We start from the raw sequence: 26,414 nt of genomic DNA, 5'->3' as shown, positions 1-26,414 counted from the left end.
CGGGACACTGCCTGGATATTATGGCGAGCAATATTGGCAGATGTCCAACTATGCCAGAAAAGGGGGAAAAAAACTGCTGGAGCTTGCGATTTACAGGTGAATTGAAAAACGCCAGCGGCAGAGCTGGCGCTTTAACTACGGGGGCATTACTCGTCGGCAGCGTAGCCCTGCGGCGGCAGACGTTGACCATCCAGCCACGCGGCGTTTTCGTGCATTTTCAGACGACCATCGGCAAACCAGCTAATCACCAGTGGATAAATAGCGTGTTCCTGGGTTTGCACGCGGGCGGTGATGTCATCTTCCGTATCACCAGCAAATACCGGGACTTTCGCCTGTAAAATAACCGGGCCACCGTCCAGTTCATCGGTGACGAAATGCACCGATGTACCGTGCTCCTCATCGCCATTTTCCAGCGCCTGACGATGGGTGTGTAATCCGGGATATTTCGGCAGCAGAGAAGGGTGAATGTTCAGCAAACGCCCGGCATAGTGGGAGACAAACGCCGGGCTGAGAATGCGCATAAAACCAGCCAGCACGACCACATCGGGTGCGTACATGTCGATTTCATGAATCAACTCCCGGTCATAGGCTTCACGACTGTCAAACGCGCTGGTGATGAGCGTATGCGTTGCAATACCCGCCTGGCGGGCGCGTTCAAGGCCGAACGCGTCGGCCTTATTGCTGAAAACTGCCCGTACGGTGCCTTTAATTTTGTTGGTTTTGCAGGCGTCAATAATTGCCTGCAAATTACTTCCGTTGCCGGAAATAAGCACCACAATATTCATTATTCGATAACCACGCGTTGTTCGGAATCAGAGGCTTTGATGATACCGATTTTCCACGCGTTTTCACCGTTGGCATTGAGCAGGGCGAGGGCTTTGTCCACTTCCGGAGCAGGCAGGGCAATAATCATACCGACGCCGCAGTTGAAGGTGCGATACATTTCATGGCGCTCAACGTTACCTGCCGTTTGCAGCCAGTTAAACACTTCCGGCCACTGCCAGGAAGATTCATCAATCACTGCCTGGGTATTATCTGGCAATACGCGCGGAATGTTTTCCCAGAAACCGCCGCCGGTCAGGTGCGCAATGGCATGCACATCGACCTTTTCAATCAACTTCAGCACTGACTTCACGTAAATGCGGGTCGGTGCCAGCAGATGATCGGCTAATGGCTTACCATCAAGTTCGGTGGTTTGCGGATCACAACCGCTGACTTCAAGAATTTTGCGCACCAGCGAATAGCCATTCGAGTGCGGGCCGCTGGAGCCGAGTGCAATCAGCACATCGCCGTCGCTGACTTTAGAGCCGTCAATGATTTCTGATTTTTCTACCACGCCAACGCAGAAACCAGCGACATCGTAATCTTCACCGTGATACATCCCCGGCATTTCCGCCGTTTCGCCACCCACCAGTGAACAGCCCGATTGCAGACAACCTTCCGCAATGCCGCTGATCACCGCTGAAGCGGTATCAACATCCAGTTTTCCGGTTGCGTAATAGTCGAGGAAAAACAGCGGTTCCGCACCTTGCACCACCAGGTCATTAACGCACATGGCGACCAGATCAATACCAATGGTGTCGTGACGTTTTAAGTCCATCGCCAGACGCAGCTTGGTACCTACGCCGTCAGTGCCGGAAACCAGCACAGGTTCACGATATTTTTGCGGCAATGCACACAGCGCACCGAAGCCGCCCAGACCGCCCATCACTTCCGGACGACGCGTTTTCTTCACTACGCCTTTGATTCTTCCAACCAGAGCATTACCCGCGTCAATATCAACACCGGCATCTTTGTAGCTAAGAGAGGTTTTATCGGTCACTGCTTGGGTCCCCACGCGTTACTTGCGGTAGAAAAATAAAATTCGGCGCAATTCTAACAGGGAAAGCAAACGTTTGCGAGACTGCTTTACACAACCTTTTTGCACGTCTTTTCCCCAGGCGCGCGGCGAAAGAATACTTGTACCAGGGCAAAGGATCGTTTTCGGATGGAATAATCTTCTTCCATAACCATTTGAATATAAAATAACTTTATCTCAAACCGTTATCATTTTGACTAAAGTCAACGAAAATAATATTGCCGCCTTGAAGAAAGGAGGTATAATCCGTCGATTTTTTTTGTGGCTGCCCCTCAAAGGAGAAAGAGTATGAAGATCGTGGAAGTCAAACACCCACTCGTCAAACACAAGCTGGGACTGATGCGTGAGCAAGATATCAGCACCAAGCGCTTTCGCGAACTCGCTTCCGAAGTGGGTAGCCTGCTGACTTACGAAGCGACCGCCGACCTCGAAACGGAAAAAGTCACTATCGAAGGCTGGAACGGCCCGGTAGAAATCGACCAGATCAAAGGTAAGAAAATTACCGTTGTGCCAATTCTGCGTGCGGGTCTTGGGATGATGGACGGTGTGCTGGAAAACGTTCCGAGTGCGCGCATCAGTGTCGTCGGTATGTACCGTAATGAAGAAACGCTGGAGCCGGTACCGTACTTCCAGAAACTGGTTTCTAACATCGATGAGCGTATGGCGCTGATCGTTGACCCAATGCTGGCAACCGGTGGTTCCGTTATCGCGACCATCGACCTGCTGAAAAAAGCGGGCTGCAGCAGCATCAAAGTTCTGGTGCTGGTAGCTGCACCAGAAGGTATCGCTGCGCTGGAAAAAGCGCACCCGGACGTCGAACTGTATACTGCATCGATTGACCAGGGACTGAACGAGCACGGATACATTATTCCGGGCCTCGGCGATGCCGGTGACAAAATCTTTGGTACGAAATAAAGAATAAAAATAATTAAAGCCGACTTTAAGAGTCGGCTTTTTTTTGAGTAAAGCGCCTATAACACATAATACAGAGGATAATACTATGACGCGCCGTGCTATCGGGGTGAGTGAAAGACCGCCACTTTTACAGACAATCCCGCTTAGTTTGCAACATTTGTTCGCCATGTTTGGTGCAACCGTCCTGGTGCCCGTCTTATTTCATATTAACCCGGCGACTGTACTGTTATTTAACGGTATAGGAACACTGCTGTATCTCTTCATCTGTAAAGGGAAAATTCCGGCTTATCTTGGTTCCAGCTTTGCCTTTATTTCACCGGTATTGTTACTGTTGCCGTTGGGGTATGAAGTTGCGCTGGGCGGCTTTATTATGTGCGGCGTGCTGTTCTGCCTGGTTTCTTTTATCGTGAAGAAAGCGGGGACCGGCTGGCTGGACGTGCTGTTTCCACCTGCGGCAATGGGCGCAATCGTTGCCGTCATCGGTCTGGAGCTGGCGGGCGTAGCTGCCGGTATGGCGGGTTTACTCCCGGCTGAAGGGCAAACGCCAGACTCCAAAACCATCATCATCTCTATTACCACCCTGGCGGTCACGGTTTTAGGTTCCGTGCTGTTTCGTGGTTTCCTGGCAATTATCCCGATTTTAATTGGCGTGCTGGTGGGGTACGCGCTCTCTTTCGCAATGGGAATTGTCGATACCACGCCGATTATTAATGCTCACTGGTTTGCGCTGCCGACCCTCTATACGCCGCGCTTCGAGTGGTTTGCCATTCTGACTATTCTGCCAGCGGCGTTAGTGGTTATTGCCGAACACGTAGGGCACCTGGTCGTAACGGCTAATATCGTCAAAAAAGATCTGCTGCGCGATCCAGGTCTGCACCGTTCGATGTTTGCTAACGGCTTGTCGACCGTGATCTCCGGTTTCTTTGGTTCCACACCAAACACCACTTACGGAGAAAACATTGGCGTGATGGCGATCACCCGTGTTTACAGTACCTGGGTTATCGGCGGTGCGGCGATTTTCGCTATCCTGCTTTCCTGCGTCGGTAAACTGGCTGCTGCTATCCAGATGATTCCATTGCCGGTGATGGGCGGCGTTTCGCTGCTGCTTTACGGGGTCATCGGTGCTTCCGGTATTCGTGTGTTGATCGAATCGAAAGTGGATTACAACAAAGCACAGAACCTGATCCTGACTTCCGTTATTTTGATCATCGGCGTCAGTGGTGCGAAGGTAAACATTGGCGCGGCGGAGCTGAAAGGTATGGCGCTGGCGACCATCGTCGGTATCGGCTTAAGTTTGATCTTCAAACTGATTAGTATGCTGCGCCCTGAAGAAGTGGTGCTGGACGCAGAAGACGCGGATATAACAGACAAATAATGTACCGACCGGGCAGTGTTGCTGCCCGGTTCAAACATCATGGGATTCTGTGGTAAACTTCTCGCGATTTTGTGAAATCCTGGTTGAGGTATCTCTGAACACACCGGCACAGCTCTCTTTGCCACTTTATCTTCCTGACGACGAAACCTTTGCAAGTTTCTGGCCGGGGGATAACTCCTCTTTACTGGCCGCGCTGCAAAACGTGCTGCGTCAGGAACATAGCGGTTACATCTATCTCTGGGCACGCGAAGGCGCGGGGCGCAGCCATCTGCTGCACGCGGCTTGCGCGGAATTGTCACAGCGTGGCGATGCGGTGGGCTATGTCCCGCTGGATAAACGCACCTGGTTTGTTCCGGAAGTGCTCGACGGTATGGAGCATTTGTCGCTGGTCTGTATTGACAACATTGAGTGTATTGCCGGCGATGAGTTGTGGGAGATGGCGATTTTCGATCTCTACAATCGAATTCTGGAATCGGGCAAAACACGGTTGTTGATCACCGGCGATCGTCCACCGCGGCAGTTGAATCTGGGATTACCGGATCTCGCGTCGCGTCTCGACTGGGGGCAGATCTACAAATTGCAGCCACTTTCTGATGAAGATAAGTTGCAGGCGCTACAGTTACGCGCGCGTTTGCGTGGTTTTGAACTGCCGGAAGATGTGGGGCGTTTCTTGCTGAAGCGGCTCGACAGAGAAATGCGCACGTTGTTTATGACGCTGGATCAGCTGGATCGTGCGTCGATTACCGCGCAACGCAAGCTGACCATTCCTTTTGTGAAAGAAATTCTGAAGTTGTAGATAAGGTGTTTATTGTCGGATGCGGCGCGAACGCCTTATCCGACCTACGCGAAGTTAATCCATAGTATTCGTAGGCCGGATAAGACGCGGCAAGCGTCGCATCCGGCAATGTGCTTCAACTAGCGATGGAGCACATCTTAACCCACGATTTCCAGTACCTGCTCCGGTGGACGACCAATCCGTGCTTTGCCATTCGCGACCACAATCGGGCGTTCCATTAGCTTCGGATTATCCACCATCGCCTGAATCAGCGCCTCTTCGCTAAGTGAAATGTCAGCCAGGTTCAGTTCTTTATAAAGATCCTCTTTTTGGCGCATCAATTCACGAGCGCTATTCATCCCCAGCATTTTCAGCAAATCACGCAGCGTTGCCGCATCGGCGGGTGTCTCAAGGTAGAGCACCACTTCTGGCTCCACGCCGTTTTCTTTCAGCAGGTTCAGCGTTTCCCGGCTCTTTGAACAGCGTGGGTTATGGTAGATTTTTACCTGTTTGGTCATTGTTCTTCCTTTAATGCGAATTACATCTTGGTATAAGGCTTAAAGCGTTCCTGCAGCTGGCGCAACTGGTCGATGCGCGCATCGTAACGCGCTTGTTGCAGGCTGCCTAATTTCACCTGAGAACTGGCGCTACTCAACAAGGAAATAGCCTGATCGAGTCGCCCGGCGAGCGCATAACCTTCTGCTCGCGCAGCCAGTTCCTGATCGCGGTTATTTAGTGCGGCTTCCGCCTGTGCCAGTAAATCCCAGCCGTTGCTGTCATCTTTATTGTTAAAAGTGTAGCGATTCAGAATATTGGCCGCTTCCTGTGGTTGCCCCCCTTGCAGATAAGCGTTCGCCAGGTTGAGCTGCAACACCGGATTGGTGCGCAAATCGCGGGCATTTTTCAGGCGATTGATAGCGTCATTGGCTTTGTTTTGCCCAAGATCGATATCGGTAGCCAGATCGAGATACCATGCGTTGCCAGGTTCTGCCGCCAGTAACGGTTGCAGCGTTTTACGCGCTTCGTCGTATTTATTGGCTTCCATCGCCTGTAAAGCACGACCATATTGCGCCGCTCGTTGCTGACGAACGTTTCCTTTCGCCCATTCATCCAGCAAATCACTGGTGAGTTGGTTACGCCCTGAATTGTACATCCCCAGTGTGCGCACTTTTGCCAGATAGAAATCTTCTGACGATTGCACCACTATCGGGCGCATCTGATTGGCACGGTTACGGGCATCAGCCAGACGGCTTTCCGGTAGTGGGTGAGTGAGCAGAATTTCTGGCGGGCGCGAAGAGTAACGCGCCTGATCGAGTAATTTTTCGAGGAAGGTCGGCATCGCCTGCGGATCGAATCCCGAGCGTTGCAGCACCTGAATACCAATGCGGTCCGCTTCCTGTTCATTTTGCTGGGTGAAACTGATCATCCCCTGGCGCGTTCCCGCCAGTGTACCGGTCAGCGCCGCCATCCCCGCCTGCGGACTGGCCATCGCCAGTAAAATAGAACCTAACGCGCCGACCCAGGTCAGCGGCGCGCTGCGCTGCTGATCTTCCATCGCTCGCGCCAGGTGACGTTGGGTGACGTGGGAGATTTCGTGCGCCATAACTGAAGCCAGTTGACTTTCGTTATCGGAATAACGGAACAGGGCAGAGTGCAGCACCACGTTGCCGCCAAAGAAAGCAAAGGCGTTAATTTCATCGTTGTTGATCAGAAAGAAATGAAACGGTGTCTTAACCGAATTGGCATGCGAAACCAGACGCATTCCTAGCGAATTAATGTATTGCGTTAACAGCGGATCATTAATTAACGGCGCGCTGCCGCGTAACTGGCGGACATAATAGTCGCCCATCTGCATTTCCTGACCAATGGAAAGTGTGCTTCCTGCGGAGGTTCCCATATCCGGCAAGGTGTCTGCGCTGTCGGCAAACGCCGGGGCTACCTGACCAATGGTCATAGCAGCAATGAGGGTTGCAACCAGGTTTTTTTTCAACTGCCTGAACATAACCTCTATCCTGTATTTCTGGAGATAGTCATTTGACCGATACTGTGAAATATCGTTCCCACCGCGCCGCCTTTGAGTGTAACGGCGAAGATTAGCCCACTCAAATGACTTTTCAGTTTCCTGAATCCGTCATAAAAAGCGAAGTCTTTTTTGTGACATTTCGATACAATTGCGGATCGCAATCCCGCTCTTGAGGTTCAGGGAAGGTCTGTATGCTCGAAATGTTGATGCAATGGTATCGCCGCCGTTTTAGCGACCCGGAAGCGATTGCCTTGCTGGTTATTTTGGTTGCTGGTTTTGGCATTATCTTTTTCTTTAGCGGCCTACTCGCGCCGTTGCTGGTGGCTATTGTGCTGGCCTATTTACTGGAATGGCCGACTGTCCGCCTGCAGTCTATTGGCTGTTCCCGCCCTTGGGCGACATCTATCGTGCTGATCCTGTTTGTGGGCATCCTGCTACTGATGGCGTTCGTGGTACTGCCTATCGCCTGGCAGCAGGGCATCTACTTAATCCGCGATATGCCGGGGATGCTCAATAAGCTTTCTGACTTTGCCGCCACGTTGCCGCGCCGCTATCCGGCGTTAATGGATGCGGGCATTATTGATGCAATGGCTGAAAATATGCGCAGTAGGATGCTGACCATGGGCGATTCGGTGGTGAAAATTTCCCTCGCCTCGTTGGTTGGTTTGCTGACCATTGCCGTCTATCTGGTGCTGGTGCCATTGATGGTCTTCTTCCTGCTGAAAGACAAAGAGCAGATGCTGAACGCCGTTCGCCGGGTGCTGCCGCGCAACCGTGGACTGGCAGGACAGGTGTGGAAGGAGATGAATCAACAAATCACCAACTATATCCGCGGCAAAGTGCTGGAGATGATCGTGGTAGGGATCGCCACCTGGCTGGGGTTCTTGCTCTTTGGGCTGAACTATTCGCTGCTGCTGGCGGTGCTGGTCGGCTTCTCGGTACTTATTCCGTACATTGGCGCATTTGTGGTGACCATTCCGGTGGTTGGCGTGGCGCTATTCCAGTTTGGTGCTGGCACGGAATTCTGGAGCTGCTTCGCGGTGTATCTGATTATTCAGGCGCTGGACGGCAACCTGTTAGTACCGGTGTTGTTCTCCGAAGCGGTTAACCTGCATCCTCTGGTGATTATTTTATCAGTGGTGATCTTCGGTGGTTTGTGGGGATTCTGGGGCGTATTCTTCGCTATTCCATTGGCGACGCTGATCAAAGCCGTGATTCACGCCTGGCCTGATGGGCAAATCGCGCAAGACTGACCTTCAGCGAAAAAATTTTAAACGAGTGTTGCAGGGCAGTGAGAAGATTTGAGATGTGCTGGCCGCAAGCGCAGCCAGCACGGAATGGAGCAAAGTAATCAGGCGTGTTCTTTCAGCCAGTTCAGCACAACGTCGTGGTGATTGCTGGTTTTGAAATCGTCAAAGACATGTTCGATTTTGCCATCAGCGTCAATCAGGAAGCTGATGCGATGAATACCATCGTAGGTTTTGCCCATGAAGGACTTTTCACCCCAGACGCCGAATTGTTCGCACACCTGGTGGTCCTCATCAGACAGGAGCGTAAAGTTAAGCAGCTCTTTTTCCGCAAAACGGGAGAGTTTTTCGGGTTTATCGGTGCTGATACCCAGCACATCAACGCCCGCTTTTTTCAACTCATCCATGTTATCGCGTAAGCCGCAGGCCTGTACGGTACAGCCGGGGGTCATGGCTTTCGGGTAGAAATAAACCAGAACACGCTGTCCCTGGAAGTCGGTCAAATTAACTTGTTCTCCGTCTTGATCCGGCAAGCTAAATTTCGGTGCGATATCACCGGCTTTCAGTGGATTCATTACTTAACTCCATCCTGTTCATCATGTTGGGAATAATTGACGACGTTAATACTGCCTTGTGCATTGAGTTCTGTACATAGGGCTTTGAACGCTTGCTCAATATTTGCTGCGTCCGCAGATGCGGGGCTGTGGGCAGTTATCTGAATATGCAACTGCGCAGCCCGTTCATTTTCAGCAGGTTGCGTGCGCGACACCAGCTCCGCAATGTTCATATGATGCGCGTCGAAAAGTGCTGTGAAGCGTTCAATTAAATGCGGGGAGTCTGCCACATCGACCTGAACCCAGACAGATGCTGGCATTGGCGGACGCGGACGCGCCGTCGTGCGCTTCATCACGATTAAAAGATCCAGCTCGGCACCTTTCAACGGTAACGTTGATTCAATCAGAGTAATGGCATTCCATGAACCGGAAAGCAGCATGATAAACGTGAACTCTTCTCCCAGCATCGCCAGGCGACTGTCTTCAATATTACAGCCGCAACTACTGACATGACGGGTGATGGTGTTCACTATTCCAGGGCGATCGGCACCCAACGCAGTGATCACCAGATAATGTTGCGATGACAGTGTCAAACTGGTTATTCCTTCAAGGGGTGAGTTGTTCTTAAGGAAAGCATAAAAAAAACATGCATACAACAATCAGAACGGTTCTGTCTGCTTGCTTTTAATGCCATACCAAACGTACCATTGAGACACTTGTTTGCACAGAGGATGGCCCATGTTCACGGGAAGTATTGTCGCGATTGTTACTCCGATGGATGAAAAAGGTAATGTCTGTCGGGCTAGCTTGAAAAAACTGATTGATTATCATGTCGCCAGCGGTACTTCGGCGATCGTTTCTGTTGGCACCACTGGCGAGTCCGCTACCTTAAATCATGACGAACATGCTGATGTGGTGATGATGACGCTGGAGCTGGCTGACGGGCGCATTCCGGTGATTGCCGGGACCGGTGCTAACGCTACTGCGGAAGCCATTAGCCTGACGCAGCGCTTCAATGACAGCGGTATCGTCGGCTGCCTGACGGTAACCCCTTACTACAATCGTCCGTCGCAAGAAGGTTTGTATCAGCATTTCAAAGCCATCGCTGAACATACTGACCTGCCGCAAATTCTGTATAATGTGCCGTCCCGTACTGGCTGCGATCTGCTCCCGGAAACGGTGGGCCGTCTGGCGAAAGTAAAAAATATTATCGGAATCAAAGAGGCAACAGGGAACTTAACGCGTGTAAACCAGATCAAAGAGCTGGTTTCAGATGATTTTGTTCTGCTGAGCGGCGATGATGCGAGCGCGCTGGACTTCATGCAATTAGGCGGTCATGGGGTTATTTCCGTTACGGCTAACGTCGCAGCGCGTGATATGGCCCAGATGTGCAAACTGGCAGCAGAAGGGCATTTTGCCGAGGCACGCGTTATTAATCAGCGTCTGATGCCATTACACAACAAACTATTTGTCGAACCCAATCCAATCCCGGTGAAATGGGCATGTAAGGAACTGGGTCTTGTGGCGACCGATACGCTGCGCCTGCCAATGACACCTATCACCGACAGTGGTCGTGAGACGGTCAGAGCGGCGCTTAAGCATGCCGGTTTGCTGTAAAGTTTAGGGAGATTTGATGGCTTACTCTGTTCAAAAGTCGCGCCTGGCAAAGGTTGCGGGTGTTTCGCTTGTTTTATTACTCGCTGCCTGTAGTTCTGACTCACGCTATAAGCGTCAGGTCAGTGGTGATGAAGCCTACCTGGAAGCGGCACCGCTTGCGGAGCTTCATGCCCCGGCTGGAATGATCTTGCCGGTGACCTCCGGTGATTATGCAATCCCGGTGACCAACGGTAGTGGTGCTGTCGGTAAGGCGCTGGACATTCGTCCACCAGCCCAGCCGCTGGCACTGGTTTCTGGCGCGCGTACCCAGTTCACGGGCGATACCGCTTCATTGCTGGTGGAAAATGGTCGTGGCAATACTCTGTGGCTGCAGGTGGTTAGCGTGCTGCAGGCGAAAAACTACACCATCACCCAACGTGATGATGCTGGTCAGACACTGACCACCGATTGGGTACAATGGAACCGTCTGGACGAAGACGAGCAGTATCGTGGTCGTTATCAAATCTCTGTTAAGCCGCAGGGTTATCAGCAGGCGGTTACGGTTAAACTGCTGAACCTGGAACAGGCGGGCAAACCGGTTGCAGACGCGGCTTCCATGCAGCGTTACAGCACGGAGATGATGAACGTTATTTCCGCCGGTCTGGATAAATCTGCCACTGACGCCGCGAACGCTGCGCAAAATCGTGCCTCCACCACTATGGACGTACAAAGTGCAGCTGATGACACCGGTTTACCAATGCTGGTCGTACGCGGGCCGTTCAATGTGGTTTGGCAACGTCTGCCAGCTGCGCTAGAAAAAGTGGGCATGAAAGTGACCGACAGCACCCGTTCGCAGGGCAACATGGCCGTAACTTATAAGCCGCTGTCTGACAGCGAATGGCACGAACTGGGCGCGAGCGATCCAGGTCTGGCATCCGGTGACTATAAACTGCAGGTTGGCGATTTAGATAACCGCAGCAGCCTACAGTTCATCGATCCGAAAGGTCATACTCTGACTCAGAGTCAGAACGACGCGCTGGTAGCTGTCTTCCAGGCTGCGTTTAGCAAGTAAAAATACAGGGCTGGAGTCATCCGGCCCTTTTTTCTGATATGATACGCAAACGTGTGCGTCGACAGAAAAACGCGATTTTAGCGGTAATTCGCACGAAATTTGTTTGTCGGACGTAGGTCGGATAAGGCGTTTACGCCGCATCCGACAAAACATCCGGCACACCAGACAGCAAAAGATTTTAAAACGTTAATTCACACCCAGGAGTGATAAAGATGCAAAAGCAAGCTGAGTTGTATCGTGGTAAAGCGAAAACCGTATACAGCACGGAAAACCCGGACCTGTTGGTGCTCGAATTCCGCAATGATACGTCAGCAGGGGATGGCGCGCGCATTGAGCAGTTTGATCGCAAAGGTATGGTGAACAACAAGTTCAACTACTTCATTATGAGCAAACTGGCTGAAGCGGGTATCCCGACTCAAATGGAGCGTCTGCTCTCCGATACCGAATGTCTGGTGAAAAAGCTGGATATGGTGCCGGTTGAGTGTGTCGTGCGTAACCGTGCTGCTGGCTCTCTGGTGAAACGTCTTGGAATCGAAGAAGGTATTGAGCTGAACCCGCCACTGTTCGATCTGTTCCTGAAAAACGACGCCATGCACGATCCGATGGTCAACGAATCTTACTGCGAAACCTTTGGCTGGGTGAGCAAAGAGAACCTGGCGCGTATGAAAGAGCTGACCTACAAAGCGAACGACGTGCTGAAAAAACTGTTCGATGATGCTGGTCTCATTCTGGTCGACTTCAAGCTGGAGTTTGGCCTGTACAAAGGTGAAGTGGTACTGGGCGATGAGTTCTCCCCGGACGGCAGCCGCCTGTGGGACAAAGAAACGCTGGAGAAAATGGATAAAGACCGTTTCCGCCAGAGCCTCGGTGGCCTGATCGAAGCCTATGAAGCCGTTGCCCGCCGCCTGGGTGTACAGCTGGACTGATTTTTCTGTTCATCATCTTGCCGTGCTGCTGGCACGGCAAGACAACCGCTCTCATAAGATGTGCATTGAACGCTCATTCCTCCGCCATTTCATCCCGCTTTCCTGTGGTAATCTTCCTCTGAACCACCTACGATCATTTCTATAATGAATATAATGTTGAGGTATCTATGCGTTGGCAAGGGCGACGTGAAAGTGACAATGTTGAAGACAGGCGCAATAGCTCCGGCGGTCCGTCAATGGGCGGTCCCGGTTTTCGCCTGCCAAGCGGTAAAGGCGGGCTGATTTTACTGATAGTCGTACTGGTTGCAGGCTACTATGGCGTTGATTTAACCGGGTTGATGACCGGACAGCCGGTTTCCCAACAGCAATCAACGCGGTCAATTAGCCCTAATGAAGACGAAGCCGCAAAATTCACCTCGGTGATTCTGGCAACCACGGAAGACACCTGGGGACAGCAATTCGAGAAGATGGGTAAAACCTATCAGCAACCGAAGCTGGTCATGTACCGTGGAATGACGCGTACCGGCTGCGGGGCGGGCCAGTCCATAATGGGGCCATTCTATTGCCCGGCGGATGGCACAGTTTATATCGATCTCTCCTTCTATGATGACATGAAAGACAAACTTGGCGCGGATGGCGATTTTGCCCAGGGGTACGTTATCGCTCATGAAGTCGGTCATCATGTGCAGAAACTGTTAGGCATCGAGCCGAAAGTTCGTCAACTGCAACAAAACGCGACGCAGGCGGAAGTAAACCGCTTATCTGTGCGTATGGAACTCCAGGCCGACTGTTTTGCCGGTGTCTGGGGGCATAGTATGCAGCAGCAAGGTGTTCTGGAAACCGGCGATCTGGAAGAGGCGCTGAACGCGGCGCAGGCCATCGGCGATGACCGTTTACAACAGCAAAGTCAGGGGCGAGTAGTACCAGACAGTTTCACTCATGGCACTTCTCAGCAACGCTACAGCTGGTTTAAACGTGGTTTCGACAGCGGCGATCCGGCACAATGCAATACTTTTGGTAAAAGCATTTAACTTCCGGGGCAGGGATGGCTGAACTGACTGCGCTTCACACATTAACAGCGCAAATGAAACGTGAAGGGATCCGCCGCTTGCTGGTGTTGAGCGGGGAAGAGCGTTGGTGTTTTGATCATGCGCTTAAGTTGCGTGATGCCTTACCTGGCGACTGGCTGTGGATTTCGCCGCAGCCAGATGCTGAAAACCACTGTTCTCCCTCGGCACTACAAACTTTACTTGGGCGCGAGTTCCGGCATGCGGTATTCGACGCCCGCCAAGGCTTTGATGCCGCTGCCTTTGCGGCACTTAGCGGAACGTTGAAAGCGGGAAGCTGGCTGGTGTTGTTACTCCCTGTATGGGATGAGTGGGAAAACCAACCTGATGCCGACTCGCTGCGCTGGAGTGATTGCCCTGACCCTATTGCGACGCCGCATTTTGTCCAGCATTTCAAACGCGTACTTACGGCGAATAACGACGCTATCCTCTGGCGGCAAAACCAGCCGTTCTCGTTGGCGCATTTTACTCCCCGTACTGACTGGCACCCCGCTACCGGCGCACCACAACCAGAACAACAGCAACTCTTACAGCAGCTACTGACCATGCCGCCGGGCGTGGCAGCGGTAACTGCTGCGCGTGGGCGCGGTAAGTCGGCCTTGGCAGGGCAACTCATTTCTCGTATTGCGGGCAGTGCGATTGTCACCGCGCCCGCAAAAGCGGCAACGGATGTACTGGCACAATTTGCGGGCGAGAAGTTTCGCTTTATTGCACCGGATGCCTTGTTAGCCAGCGATGAGCAAGCCGATTGGCTGGTGGTCGATGAAGCCGCAGCTATACCTGCGCCGTTGTTGCATCAACTGGTATCGCGTTTTCCTCGAACGTTGTTAACCACTACGGTGCAGGGCTACGAAGGCACCGGACGTGGTTTTTTGCTGAAATTTTGCGCTCGCTTTCCGCATTTACACCGTTTTGAACTACAACAGCCGATCCGTTGGGCGCAGGGATGCCCGCTGGAAAAAATGGTTAGTGAGGCACTGGTTTTTGACGATGAAAACTTCACCCATACACCACAAGGCAATATCGTTATTTCCGCATTTGAACAGACGTTATGGCGAAGCGAGCCAGAAACGCCGTTAAAGGTTTATCAGTTATTGTCTGGTGCGCACTACCGGACTTCGCCGCTGGATTTACGCCGGATGATGGATGCACCAGGGCAACATTTTTTACAGGCGGCTGGCGAAAACGAGATTGCCGGGGCGCTGTGGCTGGTGGATGAGGGCGGATTATCTCAAGAACTCAGTCAGGCGGTATGGGCAGGTCTTCGTCGCCCGCGGGGTAATCTGGTGGCCCAGTCGCTGGCGGCGCACGGCAGCAATCCACTGGCGGCGACATTGCGCGGAAGGCGGGTCAGCCGAATAGCAGTTCATCCGGCTCGTCAGCGGGAAGGCACAGGTCAGCAACTGATTGCTGGTGCTTTGCAATATACGCAGGACCTCGACTATCTTTCGGTGAGTTTTGGTTACACCGGGGAATTATGGCGTTTCTGGCAACGCTGCGGTTTTGTGCTGGTGCGAATGGGTAATCATCGTGAAGCCAGCAGCGGTTGCTATACGGCGATGGCACTGTTACCGATGAGTGATGCGGGTAAACAGCTGGCTGAACGTGAGCATTACCGTTTACGTCGCGATGCGCAAGCTCTCGCGCAGTGGAATGGCGAAATGCTTCCTGTTGATCCACTAAACGATGCCGTCCTTTCTGACGACGACTGGCTTGAACTGGCCGGTTTTGCTTTCGCTCATCGTCCGCTATTAACGTCGTTAGGTTGCTTAATGCGTCTGTTACAAACCAGCGAACTGGCATTACCGGCGCTGCGTGGGCGTTTACAGAAAAACGCCAGTGACGCGCAGTTATGTACCACACTTAAACTTTCAGGCCGTAAGCTGTTACTGGTTCGCCAGCGGGAAGAGGCCGCGCAGGCGCTATTCGCACTTGATGATGTTCGCACTGAGCGTCTGCGCGATCGCATAACGCAATGGCAATTTTTTCACTGACTCCTTCAATTTTCTCCCATGGTCATTGTGAGTCAGCGGCGTAAAATTAATGACATCAGTTAAGGAGTTCGCCATGAAACATGACCATTTTGTTGTTCAAAGCCCGGATAAACCAGCACAACAGTTGTTACTGCTTTTCCACGGTGTCGGGGATAACCCGGTGGCAATGGGGGAAATAGGCAGCTGGTTTGCGCCGCTGTTTCCTGATGCGCTGGTGGTGAGTGTCGGTGGCGCGGAGCCGAGCGGTAATCCGGCGGGGCGTCAGTGGTTTTCGGTGCAGGGTATTACGGAAGATAATCGCCAGGCGCGTGTGGATGCCATCATGCCGACGTTTATTGAGACGGTGCGCTACTGGCAGAAACAAAGCGGAGTAGGGGCTAATGCCACGGCGCTAATCGGTTTCTCACAAGGCGCGATTATGGCGCTGGAGAGCATTAAAGCCGAACCGGGCCTTGCTTCGCGCGTCATTGCCTTCAACGGACGCTACGCGAGCCTGCCGGAAACCGCGTCTACAGCCACAACAATTCACTTGATTCATGGCGGTGAAGATCCGGTTATCGATCTGGCGCATGCGGTTGCGGCGCAGGAAGCGTTAATCAGTGCCGGTGGCGATGTGACGCTGGATATCGTGGAGGATTTAGGCCATGCGATCGACAATCGCAGTATGCAATTAGCCCTGGATCACTTGCGTTATACCATTCCGAAACATTATTTCGACGAAGCGCTAAGCGGCGGTAAGCCTGGCGATGATGATGTGATTGAAATGATGTAATAATAGCCGGGTAGGTCTGATAAGACTGTATCAGGCATCATGGCCGGATGCGGCGTTAACGCCTTATCCGGCCACTTAGCTTACTTCTTCGGTTGATCCTTTTTCGGCCAGTCGTCGTCATCGTCCCACTTATCGTTGAAATCACGATGCGGGGGAAGCTCCGGCTTGTTGGCGAGAAATTTCTTATGGTCGACGCGCTTGAGATCTTTAATCACGTTCAGCAGGACGCCTACCAAAAAGACAATCACCAGAATCCACCAATATTTAGCCAGCCAGTCCATGCTTATTTCCTCTTGCAGAACCACTCATCAGGCGACGAGCTGTTCCATGATACGTTGATACATACGGGCAAGTAGCTGCAGGTCGGCAGCGTTCACACATTCATTAATTTTATGAATCGTGGCATTGACCGGCCCGAGTTCCACCACCTGCGCCCCCATGCGGGCAATAAAGCGCCCGTCGGACGTTCCGCCTGTGGTCAGTAGCTGCGGTTTAATTTCATTATAGTGCTCAACCGCGTTAACGACCGCATCCACCAGTTTACCGCGCGCGGTCAAAAATGGCTGCCCGGAAAGCCACCAATCCACCGTATAGCGCAGTTGATGTTTTTCAAGCAGGGCAAGCACCTGCGCTTTGATCATCTCATCCGTCAGTTCGGTGCTAAAGCGGAAGTTAAACTGCACAAACAGTTCACCTGGAATAACGTTGTTACTGCCCGTTCCCGCCTGAATATTGGCAATCTGCATACTGGTCGCCGGGAAGAATTCATTACCCTGATCCCACTCAATAGCCACTAATTCATTAATGAAAGGTGCTGCGCGATGTACCGGATTGTCAGCCAGATGTGGGTAGGCAACATGCCCCTGAACGCCATGAATGGTAAGGTTGCAGGTTAACGATCCGCGACGACCATTTTTCACCACATCACCTACCACTTCGATACTCGACGGTTCGCCAACCAGACAGTAATCGAGACGCTCATTACGCGCCATTAACGCTTCGACGACTTTTACCGTACCATTGTGGGCACTAGCTTCTTCATCAGAGGTGATCAGAAATGCCAGTCGCCCCGTATGGTTGGGATGTTGTGCGACAAAGCGTTCTGCCGCTACTACCATCGCCGCCAGCGAGCCTTTCATATCTGCCGCACCGCGCCCGAATAACATGCCGTCACGAATGGTTGGTTCAAACGGCGGATTGATCCAACGATCGGCGTCGCCAGGCGGCACCACGTCGGTATGCCCGGCAAAGGCCAATGTTTCACCTTGCCCACGCCATGCCCAAAAATTCTGCGTATCGGCAAAGTCCATGCGTTCAACGGTAAAACCGATCGCCTGCAAACGTTCAATCAACAAAGCCTGGCATCCTGCGTCATCAGGACTCAGGGAAGGGCGGCGAATAAGCTGTTGTGTCAGCTCAATAACCGGGCACGACATAGACTACACCTCATGGAAAAATTGCTGATAACTGGATTCACTGAAACCCAGCAGCATAGGCTTACCAGGCGCGCAGAGCAATGGACGTTTGATAATTGCAGGCATTTCAGTCATTAATGTCGCTGCAGAGGCCGCATCGGTGATTTTATTGCGGGTGGTTTCGTCCAGTTTACGCCAGGTTGTACCACGGGTGTTGAGTAACGCTTCCCAGCCTAATTCGTTGATAAAACCGTTCAATAATTCGCTGTCCAATCCATCGACGCGGTAATCATGAAAACGATAGTCGATGTTATTAGCTTCCAGCCAACGGCGAGCCTTCTTAATGGTGTCACAATTTTTGATGCCGTAAAGTGTAACCATAATGAATCCTTTTTCGATTTATGAGAATAAATACTCATTTAAAGGTGAAAACATTTTGCCTGCAAATGATTATCAGGAAATATAACATTATCGAAGTATTCAAATTAACAACCATTAAATAACATTAAACATTTTTAACGTAAACATTAAGAATATTCATCTTGTTATCTGTCTGTATTTTAACCAGAATTAAATCAGTATTAGATGCCGTATGAATATCTCGAAATGTTGCGGTGCATCACATACAAATCATCACCGCAGGACCATAGTATTTACATAAGGTTTGTCCCCCGGAGGTAGTCATCACAGCAATCGAGTAAATTAGCTTCACCACGGTATATTGTTTCCGTAGAATACCCATAATTATAAGAGAGGTTGTTATGATTGAACGTGAACTGGGGAACTGGAAAGACTTTATCGAAGTTATGCTTCGTAAGTAATTCCTGAGACAAAGTACAAACAGCAAGAACCCGCTGAGCAGGTTCTTAATCGGAAAGTTGAAAAGGGCGACACATTGGCATGTCGCCTTTTTTATTGCTTATTCCGGGCGCGGCTTCAGCGGGAAGCGGCGGCGCACCAGCACAAAGAACAGCGGCACGAAGTAAATAGCCAGAATAGTGGCCGAAATCATCCCGCCCATTACGCCAGTACCCACCGCATGCTGACCACCGGAACCGGCACCTGTGCTGGTTGCCATTGGCAATACGCCGAAGATAAATGCCAGCGAGGTCATCAGAATCGGGCGTAAACGCTGACGGCAGGCGTGGAGCGTCGCTTCAAACAGGTCGTGGCCTTTTTGGTTCATCTCGTTAGCAAACTCGACGATCAGGATAGCGTTTTTCGCCGATAAACCAATGACCGTTAACAGACCCACCTGGAAGTAAACATCGTTTTCCAGCCCGCGCATCCAGGTTGCCAGCAGCGCGCCGATAACCCCCAGCGGCACGACCAGCATTACCGAGAACGGCACCGACCAGCTTTCATACAATGCCGCCAGACACAGGAATACCACCAGCAAGGAAATGGCGTACAGCGCCGGAGCCTGCGCGCCGGAAAGCCGCTCCTGATACGACATCGCCGTCCACTCCAGACCAAAGCCGTTTGGCAACTGCTTCACTAACGATTCCATAATATCCATCGCCGTACCGGTACTGACCCCCGGTGCGGCTTCCCCAACAATCTCAACCGCAGAATAACCATTATAGCGTTCCAGACGCGGCGAGCCTGTCTCCCAGCGTGAGGTCGCGAAAGCAGAGAAGGGCACCATGCCGCCATCTTTATTTCGGACATACCAGAGATTGATGTCATCTGGCAGCATGCGATACGGCGCAGCTGCCTGCACATAGACTTTCTTCACGCGACCGCGATCCATAAAGTCATTCACATAGCTAGAACCCCAGGCGGTTTGCAGTGTGTCGTTAATATCGTCGATAGCAACGCCCAGCGCCTGAGCTTTACGCTGGTCGATATCAATCTGCAACTGCGGACTGTCGTCGAGGCCGTTATGGCGCACACGGGTTAGCTCCGGGTTTTCCGCTGCCAGCGCCAGCAACTGGTTTCGTGCTGCCATCAGCGCATCGTGACCCGCTCCAGCGTGGTCCTGCAACTCCATATCAAAACCCGCAGAACTACCAAGACCGCTAATTGCTGGCGGGCTGCTGGCGATAACGCGAGCTTCTTTAATCTTGTTAAACGCCTTCGTTGCACGCTCGATAATGGCAAACGAGGTGCCGGTCTTACTGTCGCGTTCGCTCCAGTCTTTCAGGCGGATAAACATTCGCGCCACGTTTTGCCCGTTACCCCCAGGGCCAGAACCCACGGTGGCAAACACCGACATGATGTTGTCTTTTTCATGGGTGAAGTAATATTTCTCGATTTGCTCAACGACTTTCAGGGTCTGTTGCTGGGTTGAACCGCTGGGCAACTGTACCGAGGTAGTAAACATGCCACGGTCTTCCAGCGGTAAGAACGACGTCGGCAAACGCAGGAACAGGAACACCATGCCGCCAAGCAGCAGGACATAAATCACAATCCAGCGCAGGCTACGGTGGAGAATTTTCGCCACCCCTTTTTCGTAGCGTTCGGCGTTGCGGTTAAACATCTGGTTAAACCAGGCAAAAAAGCCTTTTTGCCCGTGATGCTCACCTTTTTTCAGTGGCTTAAGTAGCGTGGCACACAGAGCAGGAGTGAGGATCATCGCTACCAGTACTGACAGCACCATCGCCGCAACAATGGTAATAGAGAACTGGCGATAGATGGCACCGGTGGTGCCGCCGAAGAAGGCCATTGGCACAAATACCGCCGAAAGCACCATCGCAATCCCGACCAGTGCCCCCTGGATCTGCCCCATCGATTTACGTGTGGCTTCGCGAGGAGTGAGTCCTTCCTCACTCATAATACGTTCGACGTTTTCCACCACCACGATGGCATCATCCACCAGCAGACCGATCGCCAGCACCATCGCGAACATGGTTAAGGTGTTGACACTGTAACCGAAGGCGTAAAGCACGGAGAAGGTTCCCATCAACACCACTGGCACGGCGATAGTGGGTATCAGCGTGGCGCGGAAGTTTTGCAGGAACAGATACATAACGAGGAAAACCAGGGCGATAGCTTCCAGAAGCGTTTTCACCACGTCTTCAATGGAGGCTTTAACAAACGAGGTGGTTTCATACGCCACCTTGTATTCCAGTCCGTGTGGAAAATACTGCGCCAGCTCGTCGAGACGATTGAGCACCAGCTCCGCTGTCGCCATTTCGTTCGCGCCGGAGGCCAGTTTAACCCCCAGCCCGGAGGCTGGCTTACCATTGAAGCGGCTAAGATAATCGTATTTCTCCGCCCCCATTTCGACGGTGGCGACATCGCCCAGCCTTACCTCTGAGCCGTCCTGATTCACCAGCAAGGTGATATCGCGGAACTGTTCTGGTGTTTGCAGCAGTGACTGGGCGTTAATGGTGGCGTTGAGCGCCTGCTTATCGACGGAAGGCGTACCACCAAGTTGCCCAACCGCAATCTGCGCGTTCTGTGATTCAATGGCATCGGTGACATCTTTAGCCGTCATCTGGAAACTGTTGAGTTTCGCCGGGTCCAGCCAGATACGCATGGAATATTGCGAACCATAGGCATCGATATCCCCGACGCCATTCACGCGGCTTAACGGGTCCTGAATATTACTGGCAACATAATCGGCAATATCCTGTTTATCCATCGAACCATCGGTAGAGACGAAGGCAATGGTCAGAATGTTGGTATCGCCGGTTTTACGCACCGTCACGCCCTGATTTTGCACCGCCTGCGGTAACTTTCGCATGGCTGATTGCAGCTGGTTTTGTACTTGCTGCACGGCTTCGTCCGGATCGGTGCCTGCTTTAAAACTTAACGTGACAGATGCCTGACCGGTGCCGCTGCTCTGAGATGACATATACATCAGATTATCGAGGCCGGTCATATTTTGCTCGATAACCTGGGTCACGGTGTTTTCCAGCGTCTGGGCCGATGCGCCGGGATAGTTAGCGGTCACTCGCACATTCGGTGGCGCGAGATCGGGGTATTGTTCAACGGGCAATGAAAAAATCGCCAGGGTACCTGTCAGACACAACAGGATTGCCAGCACCCAGGCAAAAATGGGGCGATCAATAAAGAAATTCGCCATTAAAAGAGGACCTCGTGTTTCTGCGTATCGTTGTAGGCTTGGCTTGCTTCACTGTAGCGGCAAGGTACGAGCCAATCGTGGAGAAAAAAAGGAGTTAATGTAAATTATCATGCCCTTTTATACTGAACCTTAAGTGCCACTATTCTTTGGTCAATAAGAGGCATTACATCAGCTGACTTTCCTCACCCTCCGCAGAGCGAAAGCTAATACTCACTAACGTGCCGCCGCCGGAAGGTTGTGAAAAAGTCAGCGTCCCACCCAATCTTTCCGCGCGTTCGCGCATGATATTCAGACCATAATGGCCTTCGGGTTCTTTCGGTTCACCGATGCCAATCCCGTTGTCGCGAATATAGACTGTGTGATTGCCATCCGGCGCGGTGACGCAGCTAACGGCGATTTCGCTGGCGTTGGCGTGCTTCATCGCATTCAGCACCGCTTCGCGAATAATTTGCAACAAATGCACCTGCATTTGCGCATCCAGCGCCAGGGTTGGCAGACGGCAGTCGAGGGTCAGTTTGGCGCTGGTTTGATTTTGTAACGTATCCAGCATTTCCCTCAACGCGGAGGGGAGATCCGCCTGCTGCAGCGTCAGGCGGAAAGTAGTCAACAGCTCGCGTAACTGCCGATAAGCATCATTCAACGCCTGGGAAAAATCGGCCATGATACTTTGTGCGGTGGCGTTATCTTCCGGTATCGAACGCTTCAGTAACGTCAACTGGATACGTAAGTAAGAAAGTACCTGAGCCAGTGAGTCGTGCAATTCGCGGGCGATGGTCGCACGTTCTTCCATCAACAATAACTGCTGAAAATGCTTCTGCGCCTGATTAAAGTACAAACCGCGTCCCAGCATCGACGAAACGCTGTTAAGCAGCGGTTCTGATGATGAAACGTGACTATTTTGCCAGTGCAGTTCGCCGTAAACCGTCTCTTGCATTGTCACCGGTAAAATCTGCATCGGCAATTCCGGGTTTGGCTGCCCTTCGCTAATCCGCCAGTTGTCACCGACATTTAACTCCAGATATTCAGCCGCTTCATTGTCGCGAACAATCTGCAAAATATGGCGGAAACAATGCACATCAATCTGGCTGGTGTTTAGCGCCTGCGAACACTGATACAACACCTCCAGACGACGCTTGGCCTCGTGGAGATCGCGGGTCTTTTCTTCTACTGACGCCTCCAGCGAACGGTACAATTTATGCAGCTCGCTCGACATCTGGTTAAAGGTTTTTGCAAGCAGGCCAAGCTCATTCGGCAGGCTGGTATCCAGCGGCGGCGAGTCGAACTGCCCGTGTTCAATACGCTGACTGGCGGTAACCAGCTGATTCAGCGGGGCAACCACCTGATGGCGTATGCGACGCAAAGTAAAAAAGACCAGCGTGAAAATACCGATGCCGCCAGCCAGGGAAATCGCCACCACCAGCAGCATTTTGCGTTCAGCGTAGTGCTGTAAAGCCAGTACGAACAGGTCTATCTGATTAACATAATTATTAATATTGGCCTGATACCACGGCAAATCACCCTTGCTGAGCCGATTATTCATCTCCAGCCAGTTGGCATTCAGATGCGCATAGCGGGTTTTTACTGCCTCTGGCACATACCAGACGTTGAGATTGGTTAATACCGGTGAATGCAGTGCCTGCTGAAATAACTGGCGATGTGCATTGAGTTGTGGACTGCCACTTTGCAAATCGTAGCCCAGGCGGTAACTCTGCATACGCAGCGATCCGGCAATATTGATAGCCTCAGCGTCGCGCAAACTGCTCGCCAGCGTTAGCAGAGCGATACCCGTGGAAAGAATCGACAGCAGCACAATGTAAAAAAAGGCCCGGGCCAGACTGGCCGAGACGGGTCGTTTAACAATCACACGCGTCTTCTCCACAAAAAATCATTAATGTTCCAGTTCGCTGAAACGCAATTTAGTCAGTGATGGGATTATTTGATCTGCCACAGTTTATAGCGAAATAGTTACTTATTCTGGGCACATGAACATTGCCGATTCCCCTGTAAGTCGGGTAATAACAACACTCATATAAAGAATAAGGTTTTTACAACCAAAAAAGAAGGTCGTTATGAATCGTTTTATTATGGCCAACAGTCAGCAATGTCTGGGTTGTCATGCTTGTGAAATCGCCTGTGTCATGGCTCACAATGACGAGCAACATGTCCTGAGCCAACACCATTTTCATCCCCGAATTACGGTTATCAAACATCAGCAGCAACGTAGTGCAGTGACCTGTCACCATTGTGAAGATGCGCCCTGCGCCCGTAGCTGCCCTAATGGCGCAATCAGCCACGTTGATGACAGCATTCAGGTCAATCAGCAAAAGTGTATTGGCTGTAAATCCTGCGTGGTGGCCTGTCCATTTGGTACGATGCAAATCGTTCTGACACCCGTCGCGGCAGGAAAAGTAAAAGCCACGGCGCATAAATGCGACCTTTGTGCAGGGCGCGAAAACGGTCCTGCCTGTGTCGAAAACTGCCCGGCGGACGCGCTGCAACTGGTCACTGACGCCGCACTCTCCGGCATGGCGAAATCCCGCCGCTTGCGCACCGCACGTCAGGAACAACAACCGTGGCATGCCAGTACCGCGGCGCAAGAAATGCCGGTAATGAGTAAAGTCGAGCAAATGCAGGCAACGCCCGCGCGTGGCGAGCCAGATAAACTGGCGATTGAAGCGCGCAAAACCGGTTTTGATGAAATTTATCTGCCATTCCGTGCCGATCAGGCACAACGGGAAGCCTCGCGCTGCCTTAAGTGCGGCGAGCACAGCGTTTGTGAATGGACCTGCCCGCTGCATAACCATATACCGCAGTGGATTGAACTGGTGAAAGCCGGAAACATCGACGCCGCCGTCGAGCTTTCTCACCAGACCAACACCCTGCCGGAAATTACCGGACGCGTTTGCCCGCAAGACCGTTTGTGTGAAGGTGCCTGTACTATTCGCGATGAGCACGGCGCAGTAACTATCGGTAACATTGAACGCTACATTTCAGATCAGGCGTTGGCGAAAGGTTGGCGTCCTGACTTAAGCCATGTCACCAAAGTGGACAAGCGGGTGGCGATTATCGGTGCGGGTCCGGCAGGGCTGGCCTGTGCAGATGTTCTCACCCGCAATGGCGTGGCGGTGACGGTGTACGATCGCCATCCAGAAATCGGTGGCTTGCTCACTTTCGGCATTCCTTCTTTCAAACTGGATAAATCCCTGCTGGCACGCCGTCGGGAAATCTTCAGCGCGATGGGGATTCACTTCGAACTCAATTGTGAAGTGGGTAAAGATGTCTCTTTGAATTCGCTTTTGGAACAATACGACGCGGTCTTCGTTGGCGTAGGCACTTACCGTTCCATGAAAGCGGGTTTACCCAATGAAGATGCGCCGGGCGTTTATGACGCGCTGCCGTTCCTCATCGCCAACACTAAACAGGTGATGGGACTCGAAGAGCTACCGGAAGAGCCGTTTATCAATACGGCCGGACTTAACGTCGTGGTACTGGGCGGCGGCGACACCGCGATGGACTGTGTGCGTACTGCGCTGCGCCACGGCGCGAGTAACGTCACCTGCGCTTATCGTCGTGATGAAGCTAACATGCCAGGCTCGAAGAAAGAGGTGAAGAACGCCCGTGAAGAGGGGGCCAACTTCGAATTTAACGTCCAGCCGGTGGCGCTTGAACTGAATGAACAAGGTCACGTCTGCGGGATTCGTTTCCTGCGCACACGTCTTGGCGAGCCGGACGCCCAGGGGCGTCGGCGTCCAGTGCCGGTGGAAGGCAGTGAATTTGTCATGCCAGCCGATGCGGTGATTATGGCGTTTGGCTTCAATCCGCACGGGATGCCGTGGCTGGAGTCGCACGGTGTAACGGTAGACAAATGGGGCCGCATCATCGCGGATGTGGAAAGCCAGTACCGTTACCAGACCACGAATCCGAAAATCTTCGCCGGTGGTGACGCCGTGCGTGGTGCGGATCTGGTGGTTACCGCAATGGCAGAAGGACGTCATGCGGCACAGGGGATCATTGACTGGCTGGGCGTAAAATCAGTCAAATCTCACTGATAGCCTGCGCAGACAAACCCGACTTCACAGCGTAAGATAATTGTTCATTTCGCGCTGTGGAGTCGGTATGACGCAACAAATCACCCTCGTTAAAGACAAAATTCTCTCCGATAACTATTTCACCCTGCACAACATTACTTACGATCTCACGCGCAAAGATGGCGAAGTTATCCGCCATAAACGTGAAGTTTACGATCGCGGTAATGGTGCGACGATCCTCCTGTACAACGCGAAGAAAAAGACCGTGGTTCTGATTCGCCAGTTCCGCGTCGCTACCTGGGTTAATGGCAATGAAAGCGGGCAACTGATTGAAACCTGCGCCGGGCTGCTGGATAACGACGAACCGGAAGTGTGCATTCGCAAAGAAGCGATTGAAGAGACGGGCTATGAAGTTGGCGAAGTCCGCAAATTATTTGAACTGTATATGTCGCCAGGCGGTGTGACTGAGCTAATCCACTTTTTTATCGCCGAATACAGTGACAGCCAGCGCGCTAACGCCGGTGGTGGTGTCGAAGATGAAGATATTGAAGTGCTTGAGCTGCCGTTCAGCCAGGCGCTGGAGATGATTAAAACCGGCGAGATACGTGACGGTAAGACGGTGTTATTGCTTAACTATTTGCAAATGTCACATTTAATGGACTGAAAAATAACAATAATATTTCGTTGTTTATTATTGGCTCAATCCGACAAATCCGATTGAGCCGCGCTACCTGCGCAACGAAGATACGACTTATGCTGTTTGT

At 52.1% G+C, this 26,414-nt stretch carries 24 protein-coding genes; 13 read left to right on the top strand and 11 right to left on the bottom strand.

Annotated elements, in window-relative coordinates:
- Positions 1–146 precede the first annotated feature (146 nt).
- Together purN and purM are read right to left on the bottom strand one after the other, a co-directional pair.
- Positions 147–785, bottom strand: coding sequence for a phosphoribosylglycinamide formyltransferase (purN, locus tag C4F37_RS16665; RefSeq protein ID WP_001028626.1), 639 nt, complete (start codon positions 783–785; stop codon positions 147–149).
- Positions 785–1,822, bottom strand: coding sequence for a phosphoribosylformylglycinamidine cyclo-ligase (gene purM, locus C4F37_RS16660; protein WP_001296287.1), 1,038 nt, complete (start codon positions 1,820–1,822; stop codon positions 785–787). The genes purN and purM overlap by 1 nt, the downstream gene beginning before the upstream one ends.
- Before the next feature lie 324 nt (positions 1,823–2,146).
- On the opposite strand from purM, the gene upp reads away from it, so the two are divergent.
- The 3 genes from upp to C4F37_RS16640 all read left to right on the top strand — a co-directional run bounded on the left by upp (position 2,147) and on the right by C4F37_RS16640 (position 4,944).
- Positions 2,147–2,773 (top strand): uracil phosphoribosyltransferase, encoded by a 627-nt coding sequence (gene upp / locus C4F37_RS16650; RefSeq protein WP_001295473.1) that lies wholly within the window; start codon positions 2,147–2,149, stop codon positions 2,771–2,773.
- Between the two features lie 85 nt (positions 2,774–2,858).
- Positions 2,859–4,148 carry a uracil permease gene (uraA, locus tag C4F37_RS16645; RefSeq protein WP_000198327.1) on the top strand — a complete coding sequence of 430 codons (1,290 nt, stop codon included), beginning with the start codon at positions 2,859–2,861 and terminating at the stop codon, positions 4,146–4,148.
- A 94-nt stretch (positions 4,149–4,242) separates the two neighbouring features.
- A complete protein-coding gene (locus C4F37_RS16640) occupies positions 4,243–4,944 on the top strand; it encodes a DnaA inactivator Hda (protein ID WP_001307333.1) in 702 nt (233 codons plus the stop codon).
- A gap of 137 nt (positions 4,945–5,081) precedes the next feature.
- On the opposite strand, the gene arsC is transcribed toward C4F37_RS16640, so the two are convergent.
- Both arsC and bepA read right to left on the bottom strand, forming a co-directional pair.
- Positions 5,082–5,441, bottom strand: coding sequence for an arsenate reductase (glutaredoxin) (gene arsC, locus C4F37_RS16635; protein ID WP_001539322.1), 360 nt, complete (start codon positions 5,439–5,441; stop codon positions 5,082–5,084).
- A gap of 20 nt (positions 5,442–5,461) precedes the next feature.
- Complete coding sequence (gene bepA, locus C4F37_RS16630; protein WP_000489658.1) at positions 5,462–6,925, bottom strand: beta-barrel assembly-enhancing protease; 1,464 nt, start codon at positions 6,923–6,925, stop codon at positions 5,462–5,464.
- 212 nt (positions 6,926–7,137) lie between these two features.
- Here bepA and C4F37_RS16625 point away from each other — a divergent pair, with 212 nt between their 5' ends.
- Entirely contained in the window at positions 7,138–8,199 is a 1,062-nt protein-coding gene (locus C4F37_RS16625) for an AI-2E family transporter (protein WP_000892033.1), read from the top strand.
- Positions 8,200–8,297: 98 nt separating this feature from the next.
- Here the strand turns inward: C4F37_RS16625 and bcp are convergent, their stop codons facing one another.
- Both bcp and C4F37_RS16615 read right to left on the bottom strand, forming a co-directional pair.
- Complete coding sequence (gene bcp / locus C4F37_RS16620; protein WP_001068682.1) at positions 8,298–8,768, bottom strand: thioredoxin-dependent thiol peroxidase; 471 nt, start codon at positions 8,766–8,768, stop codon at positions 8,298–8,300.
- Complete coding sequence (locus tag C4F37_RS16615; protein ID WP_000176187.1) at positions 8,768–9,340, bottom strand: glycine cleavage system transcriptional repressor; 573 nt, start codon at positions 9,338–9,340, stop codon at positions 8,768–8,770. Before C4F37_RS16615 ends, bcp begins: the two co-directional genes overlap by 1 nt.
- Positions 9,341–9,485: 145 nt before the next feature.
- Between C4F37_RS16615 and dapA the strand changes: the two genes are divergently transcribed.
- From dapA to ypfH, 6 genes are all read left to right on the top strand, one after another.
- On the top strand, positions 9,486–10,364 hold the full coding sequence (gene dapA / locus C4F37_RS16610) for a 4-hydroxy-tetrahydrodipicolinate synthase (RefSeq protein WP_001295469.1): 879 nt from the start codon (positions 9,486–9,488) through the stop codon (positions 10,362–10,364).
- 16 nt (positions 10,365–10,380) lie between these two features.
- A complete protein-coding gene (bamC, locus tag C4F37_RS16605) occupies positions 10,381–11,415 on the top strand; it encodes an outer membrane protein assembly factor BamC (RefSeq protein WP_001539320.1) in 1,035 nt (344 codons plus the stop codon).
- A 212-nt stretch (positions 11,416–11,627) separates the two neighbouring features.
- Entirely contained in the window at positions 11,628–12,341 is a 714-nt protein-coding gene (purC, locus tag C4F37_RS16600) for a phosphoribosylaminoimidazolesuccinocarboxamide synthase (protein WP_001295467.1), read from the top strand.
- Between the two features lie 167 nt (positions 12,342–12,508).
- On the top strand, positions 12,509–13,372 hold the full coding sequence (ypfJ, locus tag C4F37_RS16595) for a KPN_02809 family neutral zinc metallopeptidase (RefSeq protein ID WP_001267498.1): 864 nt from the start codon (positions 12,509–12,511) through the stop codon (positions 13,370–13,372).
- 14 nt (positions 13,373–13,386) lie between these two features.
- A complete protein-coding gene (gene tmcA, locus C4F37_RS16590) occupies positions 13,387–15,402 on the top strand; it encodes a tRNA cytosine(34) acetyltransferase TmcA (RefSeq protein WP_001539318.1) in 2,016 nt (671 codons plus the stop codon).
- 73 nt (positions 15,403–15,475) lie between these two features.
- Complete coding sequence (gene ypfH, locus C4F37_RS16585; protein WP_000679819.1) at positions 15,476–16,174, top strand: esterase; 699 nt, start codon at positions 15,476–15,478, stop codon at positions 16,172–16,174.
- Positions 16,175–16,254: 80 nt separating this feature from the next.
- Here ypfH and C4F37_RS16580 read toward each other — a convergent pair whose 3' ends face one another.
- From C4F37_RS16580 to C4F37_RS16570, 3 genes are read right to left on the bottom strand one after another with little or no spacing between them, the layout of a single operon-like run.
- Entirely contained in the window at positions 16,255–16,455 is a 201-nt protein-coding gene (locus C4F37_RS16580; RefSeq protein ID WP_000383836.1) for a YpfN family protein, read from the bottom strand.
- Positions 16,456–16,482: 27 nt separating this feature from the next.
- Positions 16,483–17,610 (bottom strand): succinyl-diaminopimelate desuccinylase, encoded by a 1,128-nt coding sequence (gene dapE, locus C4F37_RS16575; RefSeq protein WP_001277797.1) that lies wholly within the window; start codon positions 17,608–17,610, stop codon positions 16,483–16,485.
- A gap of 3 nt (positions 17,611–17,613) precedes the next feature.
- A complete protein-coding gene (locus tag C4F37_RS16570) occupies positions 17,614–17,970 on the bottom strand; it encodes an ArsC family reductase (protein WP_000258253.1) in 357 nt (118 codons plus the stop codon).
- A 380-nt stretch (positions 17,971–18,350) separates the two neighbouring features.
- Between C4F37_RS16570 and ypfM the strand changes: the two genes are divergently transcribed.
- Positions 18,351–18,410, top strand: a complete 60-nt coding sequence (gene ypfM, locus C4F37_RS16565) for a protein YpfM (RefSeq protein WP_001386977.1) — start codon at positions 18,351–18,353, stop codon at positions 18,408–18,410.
- Positions 18,411–18,508: 98 nt separating this feature from the next.
- Here ypfM and acrD read toward each other — a convergent pair whose 3' ends face one another.
- Together acrD and narQ are read right to left on the bottom strand one after the other, a co-directional pair.
- Positions 18,509–21,622 carry a multidrug efflux RND transporter permease AcrD gene (gene acrD, locus C4F37_RS16560; RefSeq protein WP_001774016.1) on the bottom strand — a complete coding sequence of 1,038 codons (3,114 nt, stop codon included), beginning with the start codon at positions 21,620–21,622 and terminating at the stop codon, positions 18,509–18,511.
- 163 nt (positions 21,623–21,785) lie between these two features.
- Positions 21,786–23,486: a nitrate/nitrite two-component system sensor histidine kinase NarQ gene (narQ, locus tag C4F37_RS16555; protein WP_001296285.1), complete on the bottom strand. Its 1,701-nt coding sequence runs from the start codon at positions 23,484–23,486 to the stop codon at positions 21,786–21,788.
- A gap of 205 nt (positions 23,487–23,691) precedes the next feature.
- Between narQ and aegA the strand changes: the two genes are divergently transcribed.
- A complete protein-coding gene (aegA, locus tag C4F37_RS16550) occupies positions 23,692–25,671 on the top strand; it encodes a formate-dependent uric acid utilization protein AegA (protein WP_001539314.1) in 1,980 nt (659 codons plus the stop codon).
- A 67-nt stretch (positions 25,672–25,738) separates the two neighbouring features.
- Positions 25,739–26,314 (top strand): GDP-mannose pyrophosphatase NudK, encoded by a 576-nt coding sequence (nudK, locus tag C4F37_RS16545; protein WP_001296284.1) that lies wholly within the window; start codon positions 25,739–25,741, stop codon positions 26,312–26,314.
- Positions 26,315–26,414: the final 100 nt, after the last annotated feature.

It is taken from the genome of Escherichia sp. R1, from assembly GCF_003000935.1.
GTDB classification, from domain to species: Bacteria; Pseudomonadota; Gammaproteobacteria; order Enterobacterales; family Enterobacteriaceae; genus Escherichia; species Escherichia coli.
Note: the sequence above shows the minus strand (reverse complement) of the source record. Positions and strands in the feature narration are given on the sequence as shown.